The following is a 19,457-nucleotide window of genomic DNA, read 5'->3' as shown; positions in this document are numbered from 1 at the left end:
GATCGCTCGACACGACGAATGGAAGCCCCGAGGTCGACCATTCCCGAAGCCGGGAGAAAAAGGTTAAGCGAAATTAACCAATATTCGACAAACCATCCCAGAGCTGCTACTGGGGCGGCGATGTTCGTTCTTTCCTGTGAACCGGCGACCTGTGCGATCCCGGAGTGGCACAAGGACATCTTCCGAGGCCACGAGGAGACGGTGACCTCCGAGGAGGGTTGGTCGCCGGGTTCGCTGAACCTGGCCCAAGCCTTCGCGACCAAGCTGCGGAGCCTGCTGGCGCACGGTGATATCACCCGCCTGTTGGTCGATTTCTCACGCCGCCCGGACGATCCGGCACGCTTCAGCCGCTTCAGCGCCAAGCTGACCGAGGACCACCGGCGCAAGCTCGACGAGCGGCACCATCAGGCCCACATCAACCTGCTGCGCCAGCGGATCGTGGAGGAGATGAAGCACGGCGGGTCGGTGATTCATCTCTCGCTGCGCACGGCGCCGGCTGCGGATGCCCCGGTGGTCGAATTTGTGCAGGATCCCTCGCGGGACGTGGAGACCGCCTTCGTACGCAAGTGGACGGACGCCTTGCGGGCCGCGGCACCAGAACTGAAATTCGCGGTGGCCTCCGACCCGAACTACGGGCTCTCGACGGTCTTGCGGGAGCAATTCCCGGAGAAATTCGGCAGCATCTCGGTGGTGGCGGCGCAGTCGAGCTTCCTGGAGGGCACGCCGCTGCGCTGGGACAAGCTGAAGAAGCTGCTGCTGGAGACGCTGCCGAAGGAGTGAGGCTGGAGGCCGGACGGAAAGCTCGGTCGCTAGGCCCATCAACCCAAGGTGAGCCAGAGCGTGAAATGGCCGAAGACGTAAAACGCGGTGATCCCATTGAGGATCCATGCGACCGCTCTCAATCCCTTCCAAGGCTCGCGCCTCTTCCTCGCGATATCGGCCAAGATCAACCCGAGCAGCGAAGCAGCGCCAGCCACGAAGGTTATTCCAAAGACCAATGCACCAAACGAGTTTAGCGAGTGGCCGGAGAAAAACGGCCGTAGTCCTTCCGCCTGCACGAATTTCACAGAGCCCCAAGTCAAACCAGGCACGGAGAAGAACGAGAAAACCGTGAACCATGGAGGCTCAGATTCTCGGAACTCATAGGGATTCTCTGTCAGATACTCCTCCGGGTATTCAGGCTTGGAAGCTCTCATCAAAATCGCCGTAGCGGGGCGATAGCAGGGCGTTTCCACGCGGAACCGGGATGAGGAAATGCCGAATTCTCGATGAATCTTGGTGCCGAGGCGGGACCTTGGCCGAGCTTCCGCTTCCCGCGCCAGCCGATCATCGAAAATCTAGCATTCGTCATTCTCAAAAAAATCCGTGCCTGCCGGGGGCGATACGCTTCAATACCCCCCAAGCAAGCTCCGTCATTCTTCTCCAGGGTATTCCCGCGTAACGATGTCCAGTCCTGTTCAAGTCCTTCACGCCGAACGCATTCCTTCCAGCGGTTGTCTCGTCATTCCCGGTCGAATCACACTCAACGAGTTGCCGCACCTGGAGAAACTTTTCGCGGGGCGGAAGATCACTTGGTTCATCGAGGAGCATTCCAAGCTGGATCCGGGGGTGCAGGCGCACCTGGAGCGCTCGGGCTCGGGGGCGCTGTTTTCGGACGATGATCCCTCTCACGCGGTCGCCGGCGAGCACCTGAAACCCCTCCTGGCCAATGGCGGGGTGCTGATTTTCGTGCATGGCAAGGCTGTAGCCCGCGCTGGCGTCCCCTGCCACATCCCGGGCAAGACCCTGCGGACCCTGTGCTCCTTCGGCCTGCCGGTGCTGCCGGTGCTGATCGATTACCCGCGCGAGGCCTGCCTCTCGATCGAGCGCCCCAGCTCGATGCCGCACGCGATGATCGGGATCGGCACGGTGATCCCGGCCGAGGAAGCCTGCCCGGCGCTCTTCCGCGAACAACTCCTGGGCATGGTGGAGGAATCCTTCTCCCGCCGGCCGCTGCTGAAAGGCTCGCTGGCGATGGCGCTGCTGCACGGCCTCAAGAAGCACAGCCGCAACAAGGTCCACGACGGCTCGGATGACTCGACCATCGGCTTCGACAAGATCCTGGGCGCGGCGCTGGTGTTCTCCAAATACATCCGCGAGTCCACCGACAACCAGCGCATCGGCGTGATTCTGCCCCCGGGCAAGGCGGGCCTGATCGCAAACCTCGCCGCGCTCTTCGCCGGCAAGACGCCGGTGAACTTCAACTTCACCGCGGGCCATGAGGCGATCCGCTCGGCGATGCGCCAGTCCGGGCTCGACCGCTATATCACGGCGGACCCCTTCGTGCGGAAGATCGCATCCTTCCCCTGGCCGCCTAACCGGGACCTGATCTTCATCGAGCGCGTGCTGCCCTCGCTGAAGAAGAAGATCATCTCCTGGACGATCCTGGGCAAGCTGATGCCAGCCGCCGCGATCGCGACGCTCTTCCGCATCGGCAAGAAGCGCGATGGCGACGAGTGCGCGCTGCTCTTCACCTCCGGCTCCTCCGGTGAGCCGAAGGGCGTGCCGCTCACGCATCGCAACGTGCTGGGCAATGTCTGCCAATTCGGCACGCGCCTCAATCTGGCACCCGGTGCGGCGATCCTCGGGAGCTTGCCGCTCTTCCACTCATTCGGCTGCACGGTCACGCTGTGGTATCCGATCATCGAGGGCATCGACCTGGTGACCTATCCGAATCCGATCGAGACCAAGCGTCTGGCGGAGCTGATCGCGCAGCGCGGGGTAAACATCCTGCTGGCCACGCCGACCTTCCTGCGCGGCTACATGAAGCGCGTGGAGCCGGAGCAACTGCGCTCCCTGCAACTGGTGGTGACCGGTGCGGAGAAGCTGCCGGACAATCTCGCCGAGGCCTTCCAGGAACGCTTCGGCATCCCGCCGCAAGAAGGCTATGGCCTGACCGAGACCTCGCCCGCGACCAACGTCAACCTGCCCGATCTAACAGCCCCAGCCGATACCGTGGTGATCCCATCGCACCGCCGCGGCTCGGTGGGGCACATGCTGCCGGGCATCGCATTCCGCATGACCGATCCGGCGACGGAGAAGGCGGTGCGCGGCGACAAGCAGGGCGTGATCTGGATGAAGGGCGCGAACATCTTCCCGGGCTACCTGAACAACCCGAAGCAGTCCTCCGAAGTGCTGACCGCCGATGGCTGGTTCCGCACCGGCGACGTGGGCCGCATCGATGACGATGGCTTCCTCTACATCGAGGGCCGCATCTCGCGCTTTTCGAAGATCGCGGGTGAGATGGTGCCGCACGAGACCGTCGAGGCTGCGGTGAACAAGGCTCTCGGCCTCGACGCCGAAGCCGAGCGCAAGATCGCGATCGTCGGCATCCCGGATGAGCAGAAGGGTGAGGCGATCGTTCTCCTGTCGACCATCGCCGGACCGGCGCTGGAGCAAGAGTGCATCGACCTGCGCTACAAGCTCATGGACGCGGGCTTCCCTTCGCTGTGGTGCCCGAAGATCATCGTGCCGGTGACGGAGATCCCGGTGCTGGCGTCTGGGAAGCTGGATCTGAAGGGGTGCGAGGAGTTGGCGATGAGGTGATCAAGAGCCTCGAAGAGGCGGCACTGAGAAAGCCCAGGGCAAGCAAGCGAAGCGAGCGCAGCCCTGGGTCATGCCGTTAGCGAATGACGCGCCCTGAAGGGGCGCACGGAGCATAGTGATTCCTTGTGTGTTCCCATCCGCGACCTCCGTGTCCCCCTTCAGGGGACATGTTCGCTCGGGCCGGTTCCCAGGGTTGCGTACGCGGTGCGTGCTTACCCTGGGCTTTCTCCGCGCCGCATCTTCGAGGCTCTGGAGGCGTCACTCCCTGTCTTCACACCTTGGCCTTTCTCCGTGCCGCCCCATCGGGGGTTGGGACCCCTTCAATCCCACACATACCGCTCGTCCCACTCCACCCCATACTTGGTGAGCAGCTTCCGGAACTCATCTTGAAACGTGGTCTTCCGGTGATGCTCCGCTTGGTTGGCGATGTATTTCTCCAGATCTTCACGATGTCCGGGGCTGATGGAGAACATTCCATACCCACCCTGCCAATGAAACGCCGCCTGCCGCTTGTCGCGATCCTTGATCCACTTGGATGAGCCGATCTTGATCTCTTTCACGAGCTCGGCGGGCGAGATCGTGCGAGGATGGGAGATCAGAAGGTGAATGTGATCAGCCACTGAGCCGGCAGCGAGAAGATGCCCACCCAAGCGCGTGACAATTCCACCGATGTAACCGTGGAGATCGTCGCGGAACTCATCGGCAAGACAAGGCTCGCGGTCCTCGGTCGAAAAGACGAGATGCACCAGCAAGGAAGCGAGGGATTGCGGCATTGTTAGAAGCTCACAATTTGCCGTGGCCGAATCAAGCGTGGCTTCCAGAGCCCAAAGGTCCGAACAGCAGAGAAAGTTCCAGAAGAACGCGGCAGCGCTTCCAAAGCCCCAAGGGGGCAGCACGGAGAAAGCCCAGGGCAAGCAAGCGAAGCGCGCGCAGCCCTGGGTCTAGCGGTTAACGCATGACGCGCCCTGAAGGGGCGCACGGAGTGCAGTGATTCTTTGCGTGATCCCACCCGCGACCTCCGTGTCCCCCTTCAGGGGACCTATTCGTTCTTCGGGCCGGTTCCCAGGGTTGCGCACGCGGTGCGTGCTTACCCTGGGCTTTCTCCGTGCCGCCTCTTCGAGGCTCTTGAAGCAGGGCAGGCCCCCGCCCCAAAAAACTCCCCCACCCCGAGTTGCGCCCGTTACGCGGCACCCGGCCGGGATGATCCCATGACGTCATGTTGAAACGACATGACACGCAAGAGACACAAGAGCCCGCGGCCGGGACGCAGGCCGCGAAAGCTGAATCCAAATCCCCCACCCAGGCGATCCTCCGCGAGTGGATCCGGCCGAAGGAGGTCATCGCTGGCTTCGGCATCAGCCGGACCCGGCTCTACGCGCTGATCGGCCAGGGCAAGATCGATTCGGTCCGGCTGGAGAGCCCGGGCGAGAAGCAGGGCACGCGGATCATTCGCCTCGCCAGCCTGAACGACTATCTGGAGACTTTGCTGGCGGAGCAGCAACAGCAGCAAGCGGCGAAGAAAGGAGGTGCAGCATGATTGCTCCCCTCGATCATCCTTCTTACCGCGACGAACGATGCTCGCCCGAAGAGATCGAAGCCGCCGAAGCCCGCTGGCGGGAAGCCATCGAGCACATCGATGACGCCGGTCCGCGGGCGATCAGCTTCGAGACCCTGGAGTCCAGCGCGCAGTCCCAGGACAAGACCGGTGCCAAGCGCCAATGGCTGCAAGCGTGGAAGCCCTCGGAGTTCATGAACTTCACCCCGCCGGCGGACTTCGTGCTGATGGGCGATTGCCACCTGACCCGTGGCAATTTGACCGTGATCAGCGGTTGGCCGGGCGTGGGCAAGAGCCGTGCCGCGATGGCCATGGCGATCGCCGGGGCGAGTGGCGCGGATTGGCTGGGGCACCCGATCCACAGCCGCTTCCGCACCCTGATCATCCAGTGCGAGAACGGTCCCTTCCGTCTCAAGGCCGAGCTGGGAGCGGCCACGCCGGGCGATGATGATGAGGTGCTGGATGACTGGCTGCGGATCACCCCGCCGCCGACCTATGGGCTGGCCTTCAGCGAGCCATCCTTCCGTGCCGAGTTGCGGCGCTACATCGCCGAGTGGCAGCCGGGACTGGTGATCATCGATCCCTGGAACCGCGCCGCGGATGGCGACAAGCAGCAGGACTACCGGCAAGCGCTCGACTCGATCTTCGCCTGCTTGCCAGAGGATCCGGCGCAGAAGCCCGCGCTGCTGGTGATCCACCACATGCGCAAGAAGGGCAATGAGTCGAACCGCAAGCACGGCCGCGACCTGCTGCATGAGCTGGCGGGGAGTTATCAGATCGGTGCCGCGGCCAGGTGCGTCTTCGCGCTGGAACCGGCGAGCAAGGACCTGAGCGATGGCACGGTGGTGCTGACCTGCTGCAAGAACAACGACGGGCTGGAAGGCGCGCCGAGCGCCTGGCATCGGAAGAACGGGCTCTTCGATCCGTGTCCGGAGTTTGATATGGAGGGGTTCCTCAATCCTACCGAGGAGAGTGCAGGCACCGGCTCGCGGCTTCCCTTCGAGGCCGTGGCTCAAGCCCTTCGCGGCATGTCCGGCGAGACCAAGGGCAGCGCCGTGGCTCGTTTGGTGAATGCAGGAGTCTGTGTCCGTTCCACTGGCTATAAGCTGCTGGCCGAGCTTCCCGAGAACATCGTGGAAGATGCGATGGGCAAGTTCTGGTGGAAGGAAGATCCCGAAGCTTGAGACGCCGTTCAACCCTGTCCGATCCGTCCGACAACCCTAGGGGAATCGGACGGATCGGACAGACCGGGGCTCCTCAGTATGCCTTCCTCCTCCGCCTCGCCCGCCAGAAGAGCAGCCCGAGCCAAGGAACCATCGCGGCAAGTAGAGCAACCCAATATGGCAGCATGAGATACCAATCTCGTGGATCATCGTAGGCCCAAGTGTCTCGGATTTCCTCGTAGGGCGACCGTTCGTCCGGTTCCAATGGCAGGGGCATTTCCTCTCGCGGTTTCCCACCACCCCGAACAAAGAGGGGCCTCATGCGGGACGGGCTCCCCTTTCCGGTGTAAACCCAATTCCGGTGATCGAACCTGCTGAATCTAAACTTGGTTCGATTGTAGTGATCATATCGGACAGCCACTGCCGCCTCCATCGTATCACAGTGAATGGCACCGCCTTGTATCGTTGTCCAAACGATCCTCGAATCCCACCAAGCCCAACAAATGAACGCCATCACGAGGATGCCAGACCAGAAGGTGAGGGAGCGGTGGAGGGCGAGCTTCACCGCAGCAAGCTGAGCAGGCTTCTGCCACAAAGCGAGCAGCGTAATTTTATCAGGAGCCACGCCTTCTTCTGTCCGATCCGTCCGATTCCCCTAGGACTATCGGACGGATCGGACGAATGAGTGTGGTCCCCGCTCCCATTTTCCATTCCATTCCAACTCCCTAGGGTTTTGGAATGGAATGGAAAATCGGGTCAAGTGCGTCCTCCTGCACCAACAGCAAGTTCGCGGTTGGCGCAGGAACTCCCCACTCCATTCCGGCATCCCGAATCCTGCATTCCTCATTCGCCTTCCTGCCGCAGCCACGGATGCGCCTTGCCGCGCGGAATAGCACTGCCACAGAGTCTCCCCGCTCACCCCTTCGGGGACTTCCTGCGTCTTGCTGAAAACTGCACACTGACCACTAGCAAACTCTTCTCCCGTCCATGCTCGACCGAGTCCTCGCCAAGCGCATTGTTCCCGTCATCGTCCTCGACCACGCCGATTCCGCCGAGCCCTTGGCGGAGGCGCTGCTGGCCGGTGGGCTGGACATCATGGAGATCACCTTCCGCACGGAGGCGGCGGAGGAATCGATCCGGCGGATTGCCAAGCGCTTCCCGGAGATCCTGGTGGGTGCTGGCACGCTGCTGGAGAATGATCAGGTCGCGCGGGCGAAGGATGCTGGCGCGGTCTTCGGCCTGGCACCGGGCCTGAACCCGCGGACGGTGGCCAAGGCCGCCGAGGTGGGCCTGCAATTCTCTCCCGGCGTGATGACGCCCAGCGAGGTCGAGCAGGCGCTGGCGCTGGGTTGCAAGCTGCTGAAGTTCTTCCCCGCGGAGGCCGCCGGTGGCACCGCGATGCTCAAGTCGCTGGCCGGTCCCTACGGCCACACCGGCGTGAAATTCATCCCGACTGGCGGGGTGACCAGCGCGAATCTGGCGGAATACCTGAAGCTGCCGGTGGTCGCCGCGATCGGTGGCTCCTGGATGGTGGACAAGCAGCTCGTGAATGAGGGCAAGTGGGAGGAAATTACCCGCCTGACTCGCGAGGCGCTGGCAGCGGCCGCGGCGGCTCGTTAGAGTCGCCTCCATGATCGCGGGAATCGAACTGGGCGGCGGCAAGACGGTCGTCGCCATTGGCACGGCTACGGGCCTCGTGCAGGAGGAGTGGCGCTTCCCGACCACCACCCCGGCGGAGACCTTCGGGCGGGCGCTGCAGTGGTTCGCGGAGCGCGGCACGCCGGAGGCGATCGGGGTGGCGGCCTTCGGGCCGATCGGCATCGTCCCGGGGCGCCCGGAGTATGGCAAGGTCATCGCCACGCCCAAGCCGGGCTGGAAGGATTTTTCGATCACCGGCGCTATCGCGGAGGTCTTCCCCGCGGCCAAGGTCACGCTCGATACCGATGTGAATGCGGCAGTGCTGGCGGAGGCGCGGCTGGGCGCAGGCCAAGGCGTGGACGATCTCGCCTACATCACCATCGGCACTGGCATCGGCGCGGGCATTCTCTCCGGCGGGCACCTGATCCACGGTGCTTTGCACCCGGAGTTCGGCCACATCAAGGTGCCCCGCTGCCCCGGCGATGAGTATCCCGGCATCTGCTCTTTCCACAAGGATTGCCTCGAAGGCCTGGCCAGCGGTCCCTCGATCGCGGCGCGCTGGGGCCAGCCTGCCGCGGAGCTGCCCCGCGATCATGCCGCTTGGGATACGGAGGCTTGGTATCTCGCGCACGGGGTGCTCTCGCTGCTAGGCGTGGTTTCCTCCGCGCGGGTGATCATCGGCGGCGGCGTCTCGCAGGCAGAGGGCTTCCATGAGAAGACCGAGCGGATCCTGAAGGAGATCGCCGCGGGATATTTCGTGCCGCTCTCAGCCAGCCCCTACGTGGTCCCGCCGCTCCTGGAGCAGCAGGCCGGGATTGTCGGTGCGCTGCTGCTGACCGGGATCTAAGGCGGACTTGAAACGCGGCCGCCGCATCGGGCGTAGAAAGGGATTCACGCGCCCTTTCGCAAACCCATGGACCGCCGCACTTCCCTGAAATCGCTCGCCGCCGGCACGCTCGCTGGCGTCATTCCGCCCTCGCTGCTTGCCCAAGCCCCGGCCGAGGCACCAGCGGTCGAGCCGCATGCGGAGAAGATCCCGGAGATCCCCTTCGATGCGCCGAAGGGCAGCTGGACCCTCGCCGTCTTCCCGGATAGCCAGAGCCTCACCCGCCTGCACCCGGAGGTCTTCATCCGCCAGGCGGAGTGGGTCGCGGCGCACAAGGAGAGCCACGACATCCGCTTCGTCGCCCATCTCGGCGACATTACCGACAACAACCTGCCCTACCAGTGGACGAATGCGAAGGCGGCGATGGATGTGATCAAGAAGGCCGGCATCCCCTACTCCCTGCTGCCCGGCAATCATGACCTCGGTGCCAATGGTGGCACCGCCGACCGCAGCACGCTGATGAATGATTTCTTCAAGCCCGCGGACTACTCTAACAGCCAGAGCGTGGTCTACTTCGAGCCCGGCCACCTGGAGAACTCCGCCCACGGCTTCAACACTCCGCATGGCGACTTCCTGATCCTCGCGCTCGAGTTCGCGCCGCGCAATGCGGTGGTCGCCTGGGCAAATGAGCAGGCCTCGGCGCATCCTCACCACACGGTGATCATGACCACGCATGCCTACATGTTCTCCGACGACACGCGCTACGATCTCGCGAAGTTCGGCAGCAAGCAGACTTGGAACCCGAAGACCTATCCCCTCGCCAAGAACGAGGAGGTCAACGATGGCGAGGACCTCTGGCAGAAGCTCGTCTCACAGCATGCAAACATCCGCTTCACGCTGAATGGCCACGTCCTGAACGACGGTGCCGCCCGCACCGTGAGCCCGGGCAAGGGTGGACAGAACGTCCACCAGATCCTCTCGAACTATCAATACGGCGTGAAGCCCGACCGCCCCTTCCACGGTGGCGGCTACTTCCGCCTGATGCAGTTCCTGGCGGACAAGAAGACCGTGCGCGTGAAGACCTACTCGCCCTGGCTCGACAAGTGGATGGATGGGCCTGAGCAGCAGTTTGAGGTGGTGGTGTAACAAAGCTCAAGGGCCACTTGGCACACTCGCAGTGCGGCGCTTGCCCTGCACATTACCCGCAAGTGGCTGAATCTTGCCCGGCTCAAAAGCCCCAAGGGGGCGGCACGGAGATAGCCCAGGGCAAGCGACAGCGCAGCCCTGGGTCATGTCGAAAGCCATTCATGCCCCCTGAACTGGGGGCCAGGAGTGTGGTGACTCCAGACGGTTTTCTCACCCGCGACCTCCTTTCCCCCAATTCAGGGGGCCTTCTTCCTGGACCTCGAACCCAAGGTTGCGCTGCGCTTCGCTTGCTTACCTTGGGCTATCTCCGTGCCGTCCCTTTGGGACTCTTGAATCGCCGCCTTCGTTCCATGGATCGGTCCGATCTCATACGAACTTGAGGAAAAGATGCAGACCGCGATTGCGCGCACTCCAAGGCGGCTACGCCGCGAGAAGGCACTACGCCGTCACCATCCTCAACTGCAGCTCGATCATATCATTCACCAGGTGTCCGCCGAGGCTGCGGAAGAACTTCCCGGATCCGTAGATCACATTCCAGCGCGTGCGATCGATCGCAAAGGCCGCCTGCGCCGCGAGCTTGCCCTCGGCGGTGATACCACTGCTGGCCAGGAACTCGATCTCGCCATCGATCCCCTTCAGCGTCAGCACGCCCTTCACCTTCAAGTCCGCCGATCCCGGCGTGGCACCGGCCACTTCGGAGGCACCGCTGATCTTGAAGGAAGCTTCCGGATACTTGTCCACCTCGAAGAAGTCATCGCTCAGCAGGTGCGCGATCAGCATCTCGTGCAAGGGATCACCAGCGAGGTCCTCGCAGGCGATGCCCTGCATATCGAAAACGAAACTACCACCCGTCAGCTTGCCACCGGCGATGCTCAGCTCACCGGACTTCAAGCACAGGGTCCCGTGGTGATGGTTCAGCAGGTTGCGACCGGTCCACTGCACCCGGCTCTCCGCGAGATCCAGGGCATAGGTGCCATCGCGGGGTTTAGCGGCCGCAGCCGCCGGAGTCCCCTCCTCCACCGCGAGGCCAGCGGCCTTCCAGCCCTCCACGCCTTCGCGGAACTCTAACACCTGCGTGTAGCCCGCACGGCAGAGCTTCTCCGCCGCCACCCGGCTCTCCTGGCTATCCGGCCCGCTCCCATAGACGCAGACCGCTTGGGCGGTGGCCGGCAGCTTCTCCTGCATCCGCTCCAGAAAGGCGACCTCATAGACGCAGTTGTTCCAAGCACCGGGGAGACGCTTGCAGTCACAGTCCTCCTGCAGACGGACATCGACCAGCAAGGGCGGCTCCGCGCCCTCCAGTCGCTGTTTCAGTTCGGTGAGGGAAAGAACCGAGGGATTTCCAGACATGCCGGACTGATAGCCCGGAAGCCGCACTGGACAACCGGCAAATTGCATCAGCAGGGAGGCAACGCTTCAGCCGGCTGACGGCGGCAGCAAATACAAGGTCATGGCGAAAACCCCATAGACCATTAGCACCAGCACGCCGACGAACCACGTCGATCGGCCACTGTTGGTGACCAGGGAGGCGGTCATCGTGGCGATGAGCATCATCACCACCGCACCCGGCCAGAATTGCAGATCCATCGGCGTCGGGCCCAGGCCGTAGCTCAACAGCACCAGCACGGGTGCCACGAAGAGCGCGATCTGCGATGCGCTGCCCAGCGCGATGCCCACGCTCAGGTCCAAGCGGTTCTTGCGCGCCCCGGAAAACGCCGAGGCCATTTCCGCAGCACCGCCGACCAGTGCCACCACGATGAAGCCCACGAAGGCCTGGCTCATCCCGAAGGACTCTGCTGCCTTCTGCACTGACTCCACGAACACCTCGCTCACCAGCGCGACCAGCACGGTGACCCCGGCCAGTGTGGCCAAGGCCAGACCCAGGGGCCATGGCTCTTCACCAGCCTCCCCGGATTCCGCGCTGGCAAACAATCCGCGGTGCGTCTTGAGCGAAAACAACATGCTCAGCCCGTAGGTCGCGATCAACAGCAGCGACAGCCCGACGCTCAACTTGTGGGTGAAGAGCGCCCCCGGCGCGGAGTCAACTTTGGAAATGGCCGAAGGAATCAACAGCGCCACCGTGGCCAGGAAAAGCAGGGCTGCTTGAAGACGCGCGCTAACCCGGTTGAATTCCTGCACATGGTGCTTGAGGCCGCCGAGGAGGAAGGAAGCGCCCAGCATGAACAAGGTATTCGTGACGATCGCGCCAGCGATGGACGCCTTCACCAGCATGTATTGTCCGGCGCGCAGGGCGGCGAGAGCGATCACCAGCTCCGTCAGGTTCCCCAGCGTGGCATTGAGCAGGCCGCCGACGGCGTCTCCGGTCTTCGCCGCCACCGATTCCGTGGCGTGACTCAGCAGCGCCGCCAGCGGCACGATCGCGAGCACCGACAGCAAAAACAGCAGCGTATGCGATTCCGACCTGAGGTGATGAAAGGCGAACACCAGAGGCACAAACACCAGCAGCCACAACAGCGGATTGTGGCGGATTTCTTTTAGCAAGGGGCTCATGGGAGAAGCTCTGTTGGAGGTTCATCTGCAAGGTTTGCCCTTGAGAACCGACCCGGGCGTGAGCCTCGGATGCCGCTCCGGACAAGCGGCAATTTGGAGCACATCGCTCACTCCAGCATCCTGCCCATGACCCACAAGTCGGTCGGACCGGCCCTGATGATGGCACCAAGGGAAAAACGCCAACAGTTCCCTTGGCTTGGTGAGCTGGATCAGGCCGGCTTGTGGGCGATAGGCAGGTCTCGAAGTGCTTCTGGTTTTGTTTACTTGTAGGAAGTTCCCTTGAAGTCGCCGCCCAGTGCGAGGTGCAGGTTAACCCGCTCCCGCAAGCGCGAGGCCTGCACTTGCGTGAGCTCGACCTTGGCGGCCAGATTCTCACCGACGAGGCGCAGGATCTGGAACATGTCCATCTGCCCTTGGTCGAATTGCATCCGGGCATACTTTACCGAGTCGCTGCTCTGCTTGACCATCTCGCCGAGCGCTTCCTCGCGCATGCGCAGGTAGTATTCGTTGGCCAGCGCGTCCTCCACGTCCTCGAAGGCATGCAGCGCCGCGCTGGTGTAGAGGGCGGCCGCGGCCTTCTGCTCGGCCGTGCGCAGATCCTGCATCGCCTTCAGCTCGCCGCCGAAGAAAATTGGCTGCGTGATTCCACCGGCCAAGGTCCATGTCACGGAGCTAAGGGTGCCCACGCCGTTGAGGTGGGCGCTGCCGAGGCCATTCGCGGCACTCAGTGCGAACCGTGGCAGGCGGGCGGTGCGGGCTTCTTCCACGCGGTGGAAGGACGCCGCAAAGCGGCGCTCCGCGGCGATCAGGTCCGGGCGACGCTCCAAGATCTGCGAAGGCAGCCCGGCGGGCACGGTCTTCGGTGTCCGTGGGAAATCGTCGCGCGTGCTCAAGCGGCCCGACGGATACTGGGCGGTGATCACCTCAATGCCGCGGATCGCCTTTGCACGCGCGGCCTCCGCGGCATGAAGGGTGTCCTGCGCCCCGGCAGTGCGGGACTTGATCTGGCTTATCTCGAAGTCACTGGCGTGGCCCTGCTCCTTGCGGATGCCGGTTAGATTGAGGTAGTCATTGTAGAGGCCGATCGCCTCGCGGGCATTCGCCGCCTGCTGGGAAGCTTCGATCGCCGAGATATAGGCCCGTGCCACCGCCGCCGCGAGCGACTGGCGCGCATACAGGTAGTCCGCCTCCGCAGCATCGGCATCGGCCTGCGCCGCCGCACTTTTCGAGCCGACGCGGCCCCAGACATCGGCTTCCCAGGAGGCGCCGAAGCCCAGCCCACCGACCCAGCGGATCGAGGTATTGTCACTGCCCCGGTCGGTCGAGGGCGCACCGCCACTGTTGTCCTCCCCGGAGCTCCCGAGGTCCGGGGGAGTGATCTGGGGCCCATCGTTCAGGATCTCGCGACCCTCGTGCTGGCCCATGACCTTGATCCCCGCGCGCGGATAGAGCGCCCCGCTGGCAACCGTCACCGCATGGCGCGAGGCTTCCACCTTGGCGGCCGCGGCGGTAAGGTCCGGATTCCGCGCCACCGCATAGTTCACCAGGTTGGTCAGCTCCGGATCATTGAAGCTGGAGATCCAGTTCGGCACGATCGGCCCGCTGCCGTGGCTGGCGCTGAAGCTTCCGGGAACCTTCGCATGGATGCTGGTGAGGATGTCCTCCTTGGTAGGCGGCGTCTTCAAGGCGCAGGCCGCCACCGCAAAGCAGGCCAAGCTGCCGGAGATCAGGGTGCATTTCATGGGCTGGGCCTAGTGGAGTTTCAGCACGAACCAATCGGTCTTGGTCGAGACACGCAGGAAGACCTTGCGCAGGATGTGCGTGAAGGTGCCATGCTCGGTGAAGATGGCACCGGCACCGCGCGCACCGGCCGCCAGGAACAATTCCTTGTCCTCAGGGTTCACCAGCAAGCGCACCGCGATGCGTTGCTCGGGCATGGACACGGGCAAGGTATTCGGCAGGTTGCCGTTGATCGGCATCTGGCCTTGGGCGGTGGCCCACAGGATCGAGTCCACCTTGCACTTGATGATCTTGCCGGGATAGGTCTCCAGGAAAATCTCAGCCTCATTCCCCGGCTCCACGTAGCGCAATTCGTTCTGACGGAAAAAGGCCAGCAGCCATTGGTCCTTGTCCTCGATGAAGCTCATCACGGGCATGGTCGCGAATTGAGTCGCGCGCACCCCCGGCCGCAGCGCGAGGTTGGCCACGCGCCCATCTGCCGGCGCGGTGTGCACGCAGCCTTCCAAGTCGTACTTCGCGCTCCGCAAGGCGGCCTCGGACTGCGCGATCTTCGTCTTGGCCTTGGCCACCGTGTCGAGTTCACCCGTGGCAGTCAGCGCCCCGAGCTTCTGCTTCACCTGGGACTCGACGGCTTCCGCGCCCACGATCTGGCTCTGGTAACTCGCAAGCTGGGCCTGCGCGGATTCGAGGTCCGCACCGCGACCGGCACCGGCTCCCGCCAGTGTGGTGAACTGGTTCACCCGCTTCTGCGAGAGCTCCATCTGGGCTACCAGCGCCGCCTTCTGGGCCTGGGCATTCTTGAGCTCAAATTCCAGCCCGCGTTGTCCTGCCTCCGCGGTAACTAGGGCGACCTTCGCCTCCTCCAGGTTGGACTCGGCAAGCTTCACCGCCGCCTCGAAGGGCTCCGGATCCATCTTGAACAACACGTCGCCCTTCTTGATCGGGCGGTTCGGCTCGATCGGAACCTCTGTGACCTGACCGGTCACCCGCGGCACGATTGGGATCACGTAGTTCATCGCCCGCACGTCCGATGAGGAAGGCGCGAAAATATTCAGCAGCAGGATCAAGGTGGTCAGCGCGATGATCGGGATGGTCACCACGATCACCTGGCTGGTGATGTTCCAAGGCAGCCACTTCAGCTTGATGAAGATCAGCCAGACGAAGAACGCGTAGATTCCTAGAAGCAAGATATCCATGTCAGGCTTGGTCGTCCCCCTGTTTGAGTTTGGCTTCGAGTTCAGCGACGCGAGCGCGCAGATTCTCGACTTCATCCGTCGGCTGCTTGCCCTTGGATGGCTTGGCCTCCCCCTCGGCCTTCACCTCTGTCTTGGCATCGCCATGACCGTGCGAGTGATCCACATCCGTCCCGTAGGCCAGCTTGTGCAGCACCGGCTTGGTGTAGGCCCAGAGCCAGGCGATCGGCCACAGCAGGCCGCCGAAGGCCAGCGAGAGCAGGCACAGGCACTGGATCGCCTTCGCCTGCGGGTGCCCCTTCTTCTCGGCGATTTTCTCCGGCAGGATGTGCACCAGCCAGAAGACGACGATGCCGACGACCGGCACGAGGACGAGGACGACCCAGGAGAGCACATCGGCGACCTTGTCGAGCGTCTCGCCATGGAGCAGCGAGGCGTGAACATTCGCCGGGATGAAAACCGCGGCCGCCACCGGTAGCCGGGTCCACGCACGCAGGGCCTGGCGTGGGATTGAGATGGCAGGAATCATGGAATGGATGCTTCTTCTGCTAGAGCGGCCCCGAAACTGCCAGAGACCGCGATCACCCGCCATTGTACTTTAGTTTAATGGCCCCGGGCGGCCTTTGCCGAAGTATCCTTGATAACTCGACAATCTTCCCTTTTAGCCCTAGGACCGGGGCACCGCCTTTTTCCGGTTCCGCAGTCGCCCGCATGAGCACCGTTCAGATTCTTTGGCAGACGATGATCGGTGCCTGCCTGATGCTCGCGGCAATCCAATGGCTGGCCCGCAGCAGCAACAAGGCCGCCCCCTGGGTCACCCTGCTGGCGCTCTCGATCGCGGGGATCGCCGCCGGCGAATTGGCCGCGATGTATGCCCCGACTCCGGAATACTTCGGGCGCACGGTCCGCTGGATTCACTTACCGATCTACACCGCCTTCGTCGCCATCGTCGGCTTCGTCGATTGGTCCTTTGGCACCGGCCGGCGCTGGCTTGGCACCCTGGCCCTGTCGGTCCGCATGGTCTGCCTGGCCATGAACTTCTGGTTCTATCCGAATCTGAACCACGAGAAGATCCTCGGCCTGCGGGAGATCCACTTCCTGGGATCATCGGTAAAGGTCGCGGATGCGGTCTTCAGCCAGCGCACCCGGCTTGCGGAGGCGAGCACCTTGCTGTTGCTGGTCTTCGCCTTCGATGCCTCCCTGCGCTTATGGAGCAAAGGAGACCCGGATTCAAAGCGCCGGGCCCTGCTCATGGGCGGCGGCGTAGTGATCTTCATCGCCACGGCCTTGCTGCAAGGCGTCCTGATCCACACCGGCACGGTGCCCATGCCCTATCTGATCAGCCTGCCCTTCTGCCTGCTGCTGGCCGCGATGGGCTACGAGAGCAGCCGCGACCTGAAGCGCTCCGCAGCCATGGCCGCCACCTTGCGGGAAAACGCGGAGAGCATGCAGCTCGCCGCAAACACCGCCCGTATCGCCTTCTGGCAGTGGAATATCGCCGACAACTCGATCTCGATGGATCCCCGCGGCCGCCAGCTCTACGGAGTGCCTGCCCAAGCAATCGTGACTCTCGACGACTTCCTCGCCACCCTGCACCCCGATGACCGGGAACCCACTCGCCGCGAACTGGATGCGGCCGTCAAAGGCGATGGCAGCTTTCACGCCAACTACCGGGTGGTGGTTCCCGCGGAAGCGCGCCACTGGATCGAGGCCCGCGGCAAGGTCGAATATGACCCCCACCACAAGCCCCTGCGGATGCGCACCGTCTCGATCGACGTTACCGAGCGCCAGATGATGCACGAGCGCTTCCGCCTTTCGGTGGATTCCTCGCCCAATGGAGTGGTCCTCGCCAATGCGGAAGGCTCCATCCTCCTCACGAACCAGCGCGCCGATGAGATGTTCGGCTTTGCTCCCGGCGAGTTACTCGGCCAATCCGCGGACCTGTTGGTCCCGGAACGCCACCGCCGGGCCTCGGGCAATTCCCGGCCCGGCTTCCAAAAAGCTCCCAGGGCCCTCGGCATGAGCGGCGGGCGCGAGCGCTTCGCACGGCGCAAGGATGGCAGCGAGTTCCCCGTGGAGATCAGCATCACCCCGGTCGAAAGCCCGGAAGGCATCCTGATCCTCAGCGTGATCGTCGATATCTCCGCGCGCCGGGAAGCGGAAGCGGAGGCCCGACGGCATCGCGATGAGCTGGCCCACGTGACCCGCGTGACTACCTTGAGCGAACTCTCCGGCTCCTTGGCGCACGAGCTCAACCAGCCCCTGGCGATCATCCTGGCCAATGCCCAAGCCGCCCAACGGATGCTCGCCCAGAGCCCGCCCGACCTCGTCGAGGTGAAGGAGATCCTCTCCGACATCGTGGATGAAGACCGCCGCGCCGGTGAAGTGATCCAGCGCCTGCGCGCCCTGCTGAAGCGTGGCGAGACGCAGATGCTGCCGGTCTCCTTCAATGACATCGTCACCCAGGTCCTGCACCTGACTCATACCGACTTGTTAGGACGCGGCGTCACAGTGAGCACTGACCTCGCCGATGATCTGCCACTGGTGTCGGGCGACCGGGTCCAGCTCCAGCAGATCCTCCTCAATCTCGTGCTCAACGCCGCCGAAGCGACAATGGAGAAGCCCGGCGGCAGCCGTCACGTGGTGATCTCCACCTCAGAGAAAGATGGCATCGTCCGGCTGGCGGTGCGGGATTCCGGGATCGGGCTACCGGAAGACATCGAACGACTGTTCGAACCCTTCTATACCACCAAAGCCCAGGGCTTGGGCATGGGTCTGGCGATCTGCCGCTCAATCGTGGCCGCCCACGGCGGACGCCTCCGGGCGGAGCCCCATGCGGAAGGGGGCGCGGTATTCCACTTGGACATTCCCGCGACCGTGCAAGAGCAAGCCTGAGTAGATCCCGGGGACCCGCATTATCCCGGGTAAGCTTCCCGAGAGTTAACTATTCTCATCGCAAGTCGTGGCGATGGCATTGCACCAAAGTAGTATACTCTACTTTGGTTTTTCCAGCTATGCCGGAGAGGACCACCAGAACCGAGCGGTGACTGCATCATGTCTCTGCCCGTTCCGGGGAAAACTTCGTTCCTCGTTCCATGAAAACCACGCTCCTGTACGCCGGCCTCAGTTCGGCCCTGCTCTTCTCTTCCAGCCCGCATCTGCAGGCCCAGGAAGAGTCCCCCGAAATCGTTGGTTTGCACAAGGCCGCCTCCGACTTTGTCGCAGCCTACAACAAGAAGGACGCCGCCGCCGTGGCAGCGCTCTTCACCGAGAATGGTGAGATCGCCGACCTCAAGGCGGACGATGTCACCTCCGGCCGCGAGGACATCCAGGCGCGCTACGAAGCGATCTTCGCCGCACCGGATGCCCCAAAAATGGCTGTCGAGGTTGATACCGTGCGGATCGTTGGCAAGGATCTCGCCATTGAGGACGGCACCGTGCATTTGACCTCGCCCGACGAGGACGACGCGCCGCAATCAATGTCCTATACCGCCGTCTTGCAAAAGAATGACAAGGGCGTCTGGCAGATCGCCAGCACCCGCGATCTCGGCGACGTTAGCGACACCGCCGGCCATCTCGCGATCCTGGCCAAGCAGCTCAAGGGCGATTGGACCGCCGAAGCCAACGGCATGCGCCTCGACATTGCCTTCGGCTGGGACGACACCGGCAAATACCTTAAAGGCGAGATGCTGGCCACCGCCTCCGATTCCAAGGAGGTCAGCACCGACATCCGCATCGGCTGGGACCCCTCTAAGAAGAAGATCACCTGGTGGTCCTTCGATGATGGCGGCGGCTTCTCCAAAGGCGAATGGACGCCTATCGACGAGGGCTGGATGATCCGCACCGAGGGAACTACCGCCGATGGCGAGGAAACCAGCGCCAACCAGCTCCTCTCATTCGAGGACAAGGATACCTTCACCTTCACCTCCAAGGGACGCCTGATCGATGGCGAGTTGCAGCCCGACGTGAACATGCGGGTGGTGCGTCAGGCCCCGGAGGCCAGCGACGATGACGACGACGACAAAAAGTAAGCCCCTAACAGCATTCAAGTCATGAAAGCGAGTCTCTTCAATACAATCGTAGTGGCCTTGATCGGCATG

The 19,457-nt window shown here is 63.2% G+C and carries 16 protein-coding genes; 9 read left to right on the top strand and 7 right to left on the bottom strand.

All coding sequences use genetic code 11. The features are described 5' to 3' along the window. Positions 1-120: 120 nt before the first annotated feature. The gene (locus BV071_RS00800) at positions 121-780 is read left to right on the top strand and encodes a hypothetical protein (RefSeq protein WP_035600843.1); all 660 of its coding nucleotides are present in this window, start codon (positions 121-123) and stop codon (positions 778-780) included. A 38-nt stretch (positions 781-818) separates the two neighbouring features. On the opposite strand, the gene BV071_RS00795 is transcribed toward BV071_RS00800, so the two are convergent. Next, positions 819-1,196, bottom strand: coding sequence for a hypothetical protein (locus BV071_RS00795; RefSeq protein WP_035600841.1), 378 nt, complete (start codon positions 1,194-1,196; stop codon positions 819-821). A 247-nt stretch (positions 1,197-1,443) separates the two neighbouring features. On the opposite strand from BV071_RS00795, the gene BV071_RS00790 reads away from it, so the two are divergent. After that, the gene (locus tag BV071_RS00790) at positions 1,444-3,585 is read left to right on the top strand and encodes an AMP-binding protein (RefSeq protein ID WP_035600838.1); all 2,142 of its coding nucleotides are present in this window, start codon (positions 1,444-1,446) and stop codon (positions 3,583-3,585) included. Positions 3,586-3,905: 320 nt separating this feature from the next. Here the strand turns inward: BV071_RS00790 and tnpA are convergent, their stop codons facing one another. Then, a complete protein-coding gene (gene tnpA / locus BV071_RS00785) occupies positions 3,906-4,358 on the bottom strand; it encodes an IS200/IS605 family transposase (protein ID WP_035600836.1) in 453 nt (150 codons plus the stop codon). A 443-nt stretch (positions 4,359-4,801) separates the two neighbouring features. Here tnpA and BV071_RS00780 point away from each other — a divergent pair, with 443 nt between their 5' ends. From BV071_RS00780 to BV071_RS00755, 5 genes are all read left to right on the top strand, one after another. Next, positions 4,802-5,122, top strand: a complete 321-nt coding sequence (locus BV071_RS00780; protein WP_035600833.1) for a helix-turn-helix domain-containing protein — start codon at positions 4,802-4,804, stop codon at positions 5,120-5,122. Continuing rightward, positions 5,119-6,324, top strand: coding sequence for an AAA family ATPase (locus BV071_RS00775; RefSeq protein WP_035600830.1), 1,206 nt, complete (start codon positions 5,119-5,121; stop codon positions 6,322-6,324). Before BV071_RS00780 ends, BV071_RS00775 begins: the two co-directional genes overlap by 4 nt. A gap of 966 nt (positions 6,325-7,290) precedes the next feature. Beyond that, positions 7,291-7,923: a bifunctional 4-hydroxy-2-oxoglutarate aldolase/2-dehydro-3-deoxy-phosphogluconate aldolase gene (gene eda / locus BV071_RS00765; protein ID WP_035600825.1), complete on the top strand. Its 633-nt coding sequence runs from the start codon at positions 7,291-7,293 to the stop codon at positions 7,921-7,923. A 10-nt stretch (positions 7,924-7,933) separates the two neighbouring features. Continuing rightward, positions 7,934-8,788, top strand: a complete 855-nt coding sequence (locus tag BV071_RS00760; RefSeq protein WP_035600822.1) for an ROK family protein — start codon at positions 7,934-7,936, stop codon at positions 8,786-8,788. A gap of 66 nt (positions 8,789-8,854) precedes the next feature. Beyond that, positions 8,855-9,913: a metallophosphoesterase gene (locus BV071_RS00755; protein ID WP_052572715.1), complete on the top strand. Its 1,059-nt coding sequence runs from the start codon at positions 8,855-8,857 to the stop codon at positions 9,911-9,913. A 438-nt stretch (positions 9,914-10,351) separates the two neighbouring features. Here BV071_RS00755 and BV071_RS00750 read toward each other — a convergent pair whose 3' ends face one another. From BV071_RS00750 to BV071_RS00730, 5 genes are all read right to left on the bottom strand, one after another. After that, complete coding sequence (locus tag BV071_RS00750; protein ID WP_052572714.1) at positions 10,352-11,263, bottom strand: YceI family protein; 912 nt, start codon at positions 11,261-11,263, stop codon at positions 10,352-10,354. 66 nt (positions 11,264-11,329) lie between these two features. Then, on the bottom strand, positions 11,330-12,424 hold the full coding sequence (gene cax / locus BV071_RS00745; RefSeq protein WP_035600819.1) for a calcium/proton exchanger: 1,095 nt from the start codon (positions 12,422-12,424) through the stop codon (positions 11,330-11,332). A 260-nt stretch (positions 12,425-12,684) separates the two neighbouring features. After that, entirely contained in the window at positions 12,685-14,166 is a 1,482-nt protein-coding gene (locus tag BV071_RS00740) for an efflux transporter outer membrane subunit (RefSeq protein ID WP_052572713.1), read from the bottom strand. Positions 14,167-14,175: 9 nt separating this feature from the next. Next, positions 14,176-15,360 (bottom strand): HlyD family secretion protein, encoded by a 1,185-nt coding sequence (locus tag BV071_RS00735; RefSeq protein ID WP_035600816.1) that lies wholly within the window; start codon positions 15,358-15,360, stop codon positions 14,176-14,178. A gap of 1 nt (position 15,361) precedes the next feature. Then, positions 15,362-15,886, bottom strand: coding sequence for a DUF3302 domain-containing protein (locus BV071_RS00730; protein ID WP_081885693.1), 525 nt, complete (start codon positions 15,884-15,886; stop codon positions 15,362-15,364). Between the two features lie 182 nt (positions 15,887-16,068). On the opposite strand from BV071_RS00730, the gene BV071_RS32265 reads away from it, so the two are divergent. Together BV071_RS32265 and BV071_RS00720 are read left to right on the top strand one after the other, a co-directional pair. Further along, complete coding sequence (locus BV071_RS32265) at positions 16,069-18,252, top strand: ATP-binding protein (protein ID WP_052572712.1); 2,184 nt, start codon at positions 16,069-16,071, stop codon at positions 18,250-18,252. A 200-nt stretch (positions 18,253-18,452) separates the two neighbouring features. Next, the gene (locus tag BV071_RS00720) at positions 18,453-19,388 is read left to right on the top strand and encodes an SgcJ/EcaC family oxidoreductase (RefSeq protein WP_035600812.1); all 936 of its coding nucleotides are present in this window, start codon (positions 18,453-18,455) and stop codon (positions 19,386-19,388) included. The last annotated feature ends 69 nt before the right edge of the window (positions 19,389-19,457 follow it).

It is taken from the genome of Haloferula sp. BvORR071 (assembly GCF_000739615.1).
GTDB lineage: Bacteria > Verrucomicrobiota > Verrucomicrobiia > Verrucomicrobiales > Akkermansiaceae > Haloferula.
The sequence above is the reverse complement of the archived record's forward strand: the minus strand, read 5'-3'. Positions and strand labels throughout refer to the sequence as shown.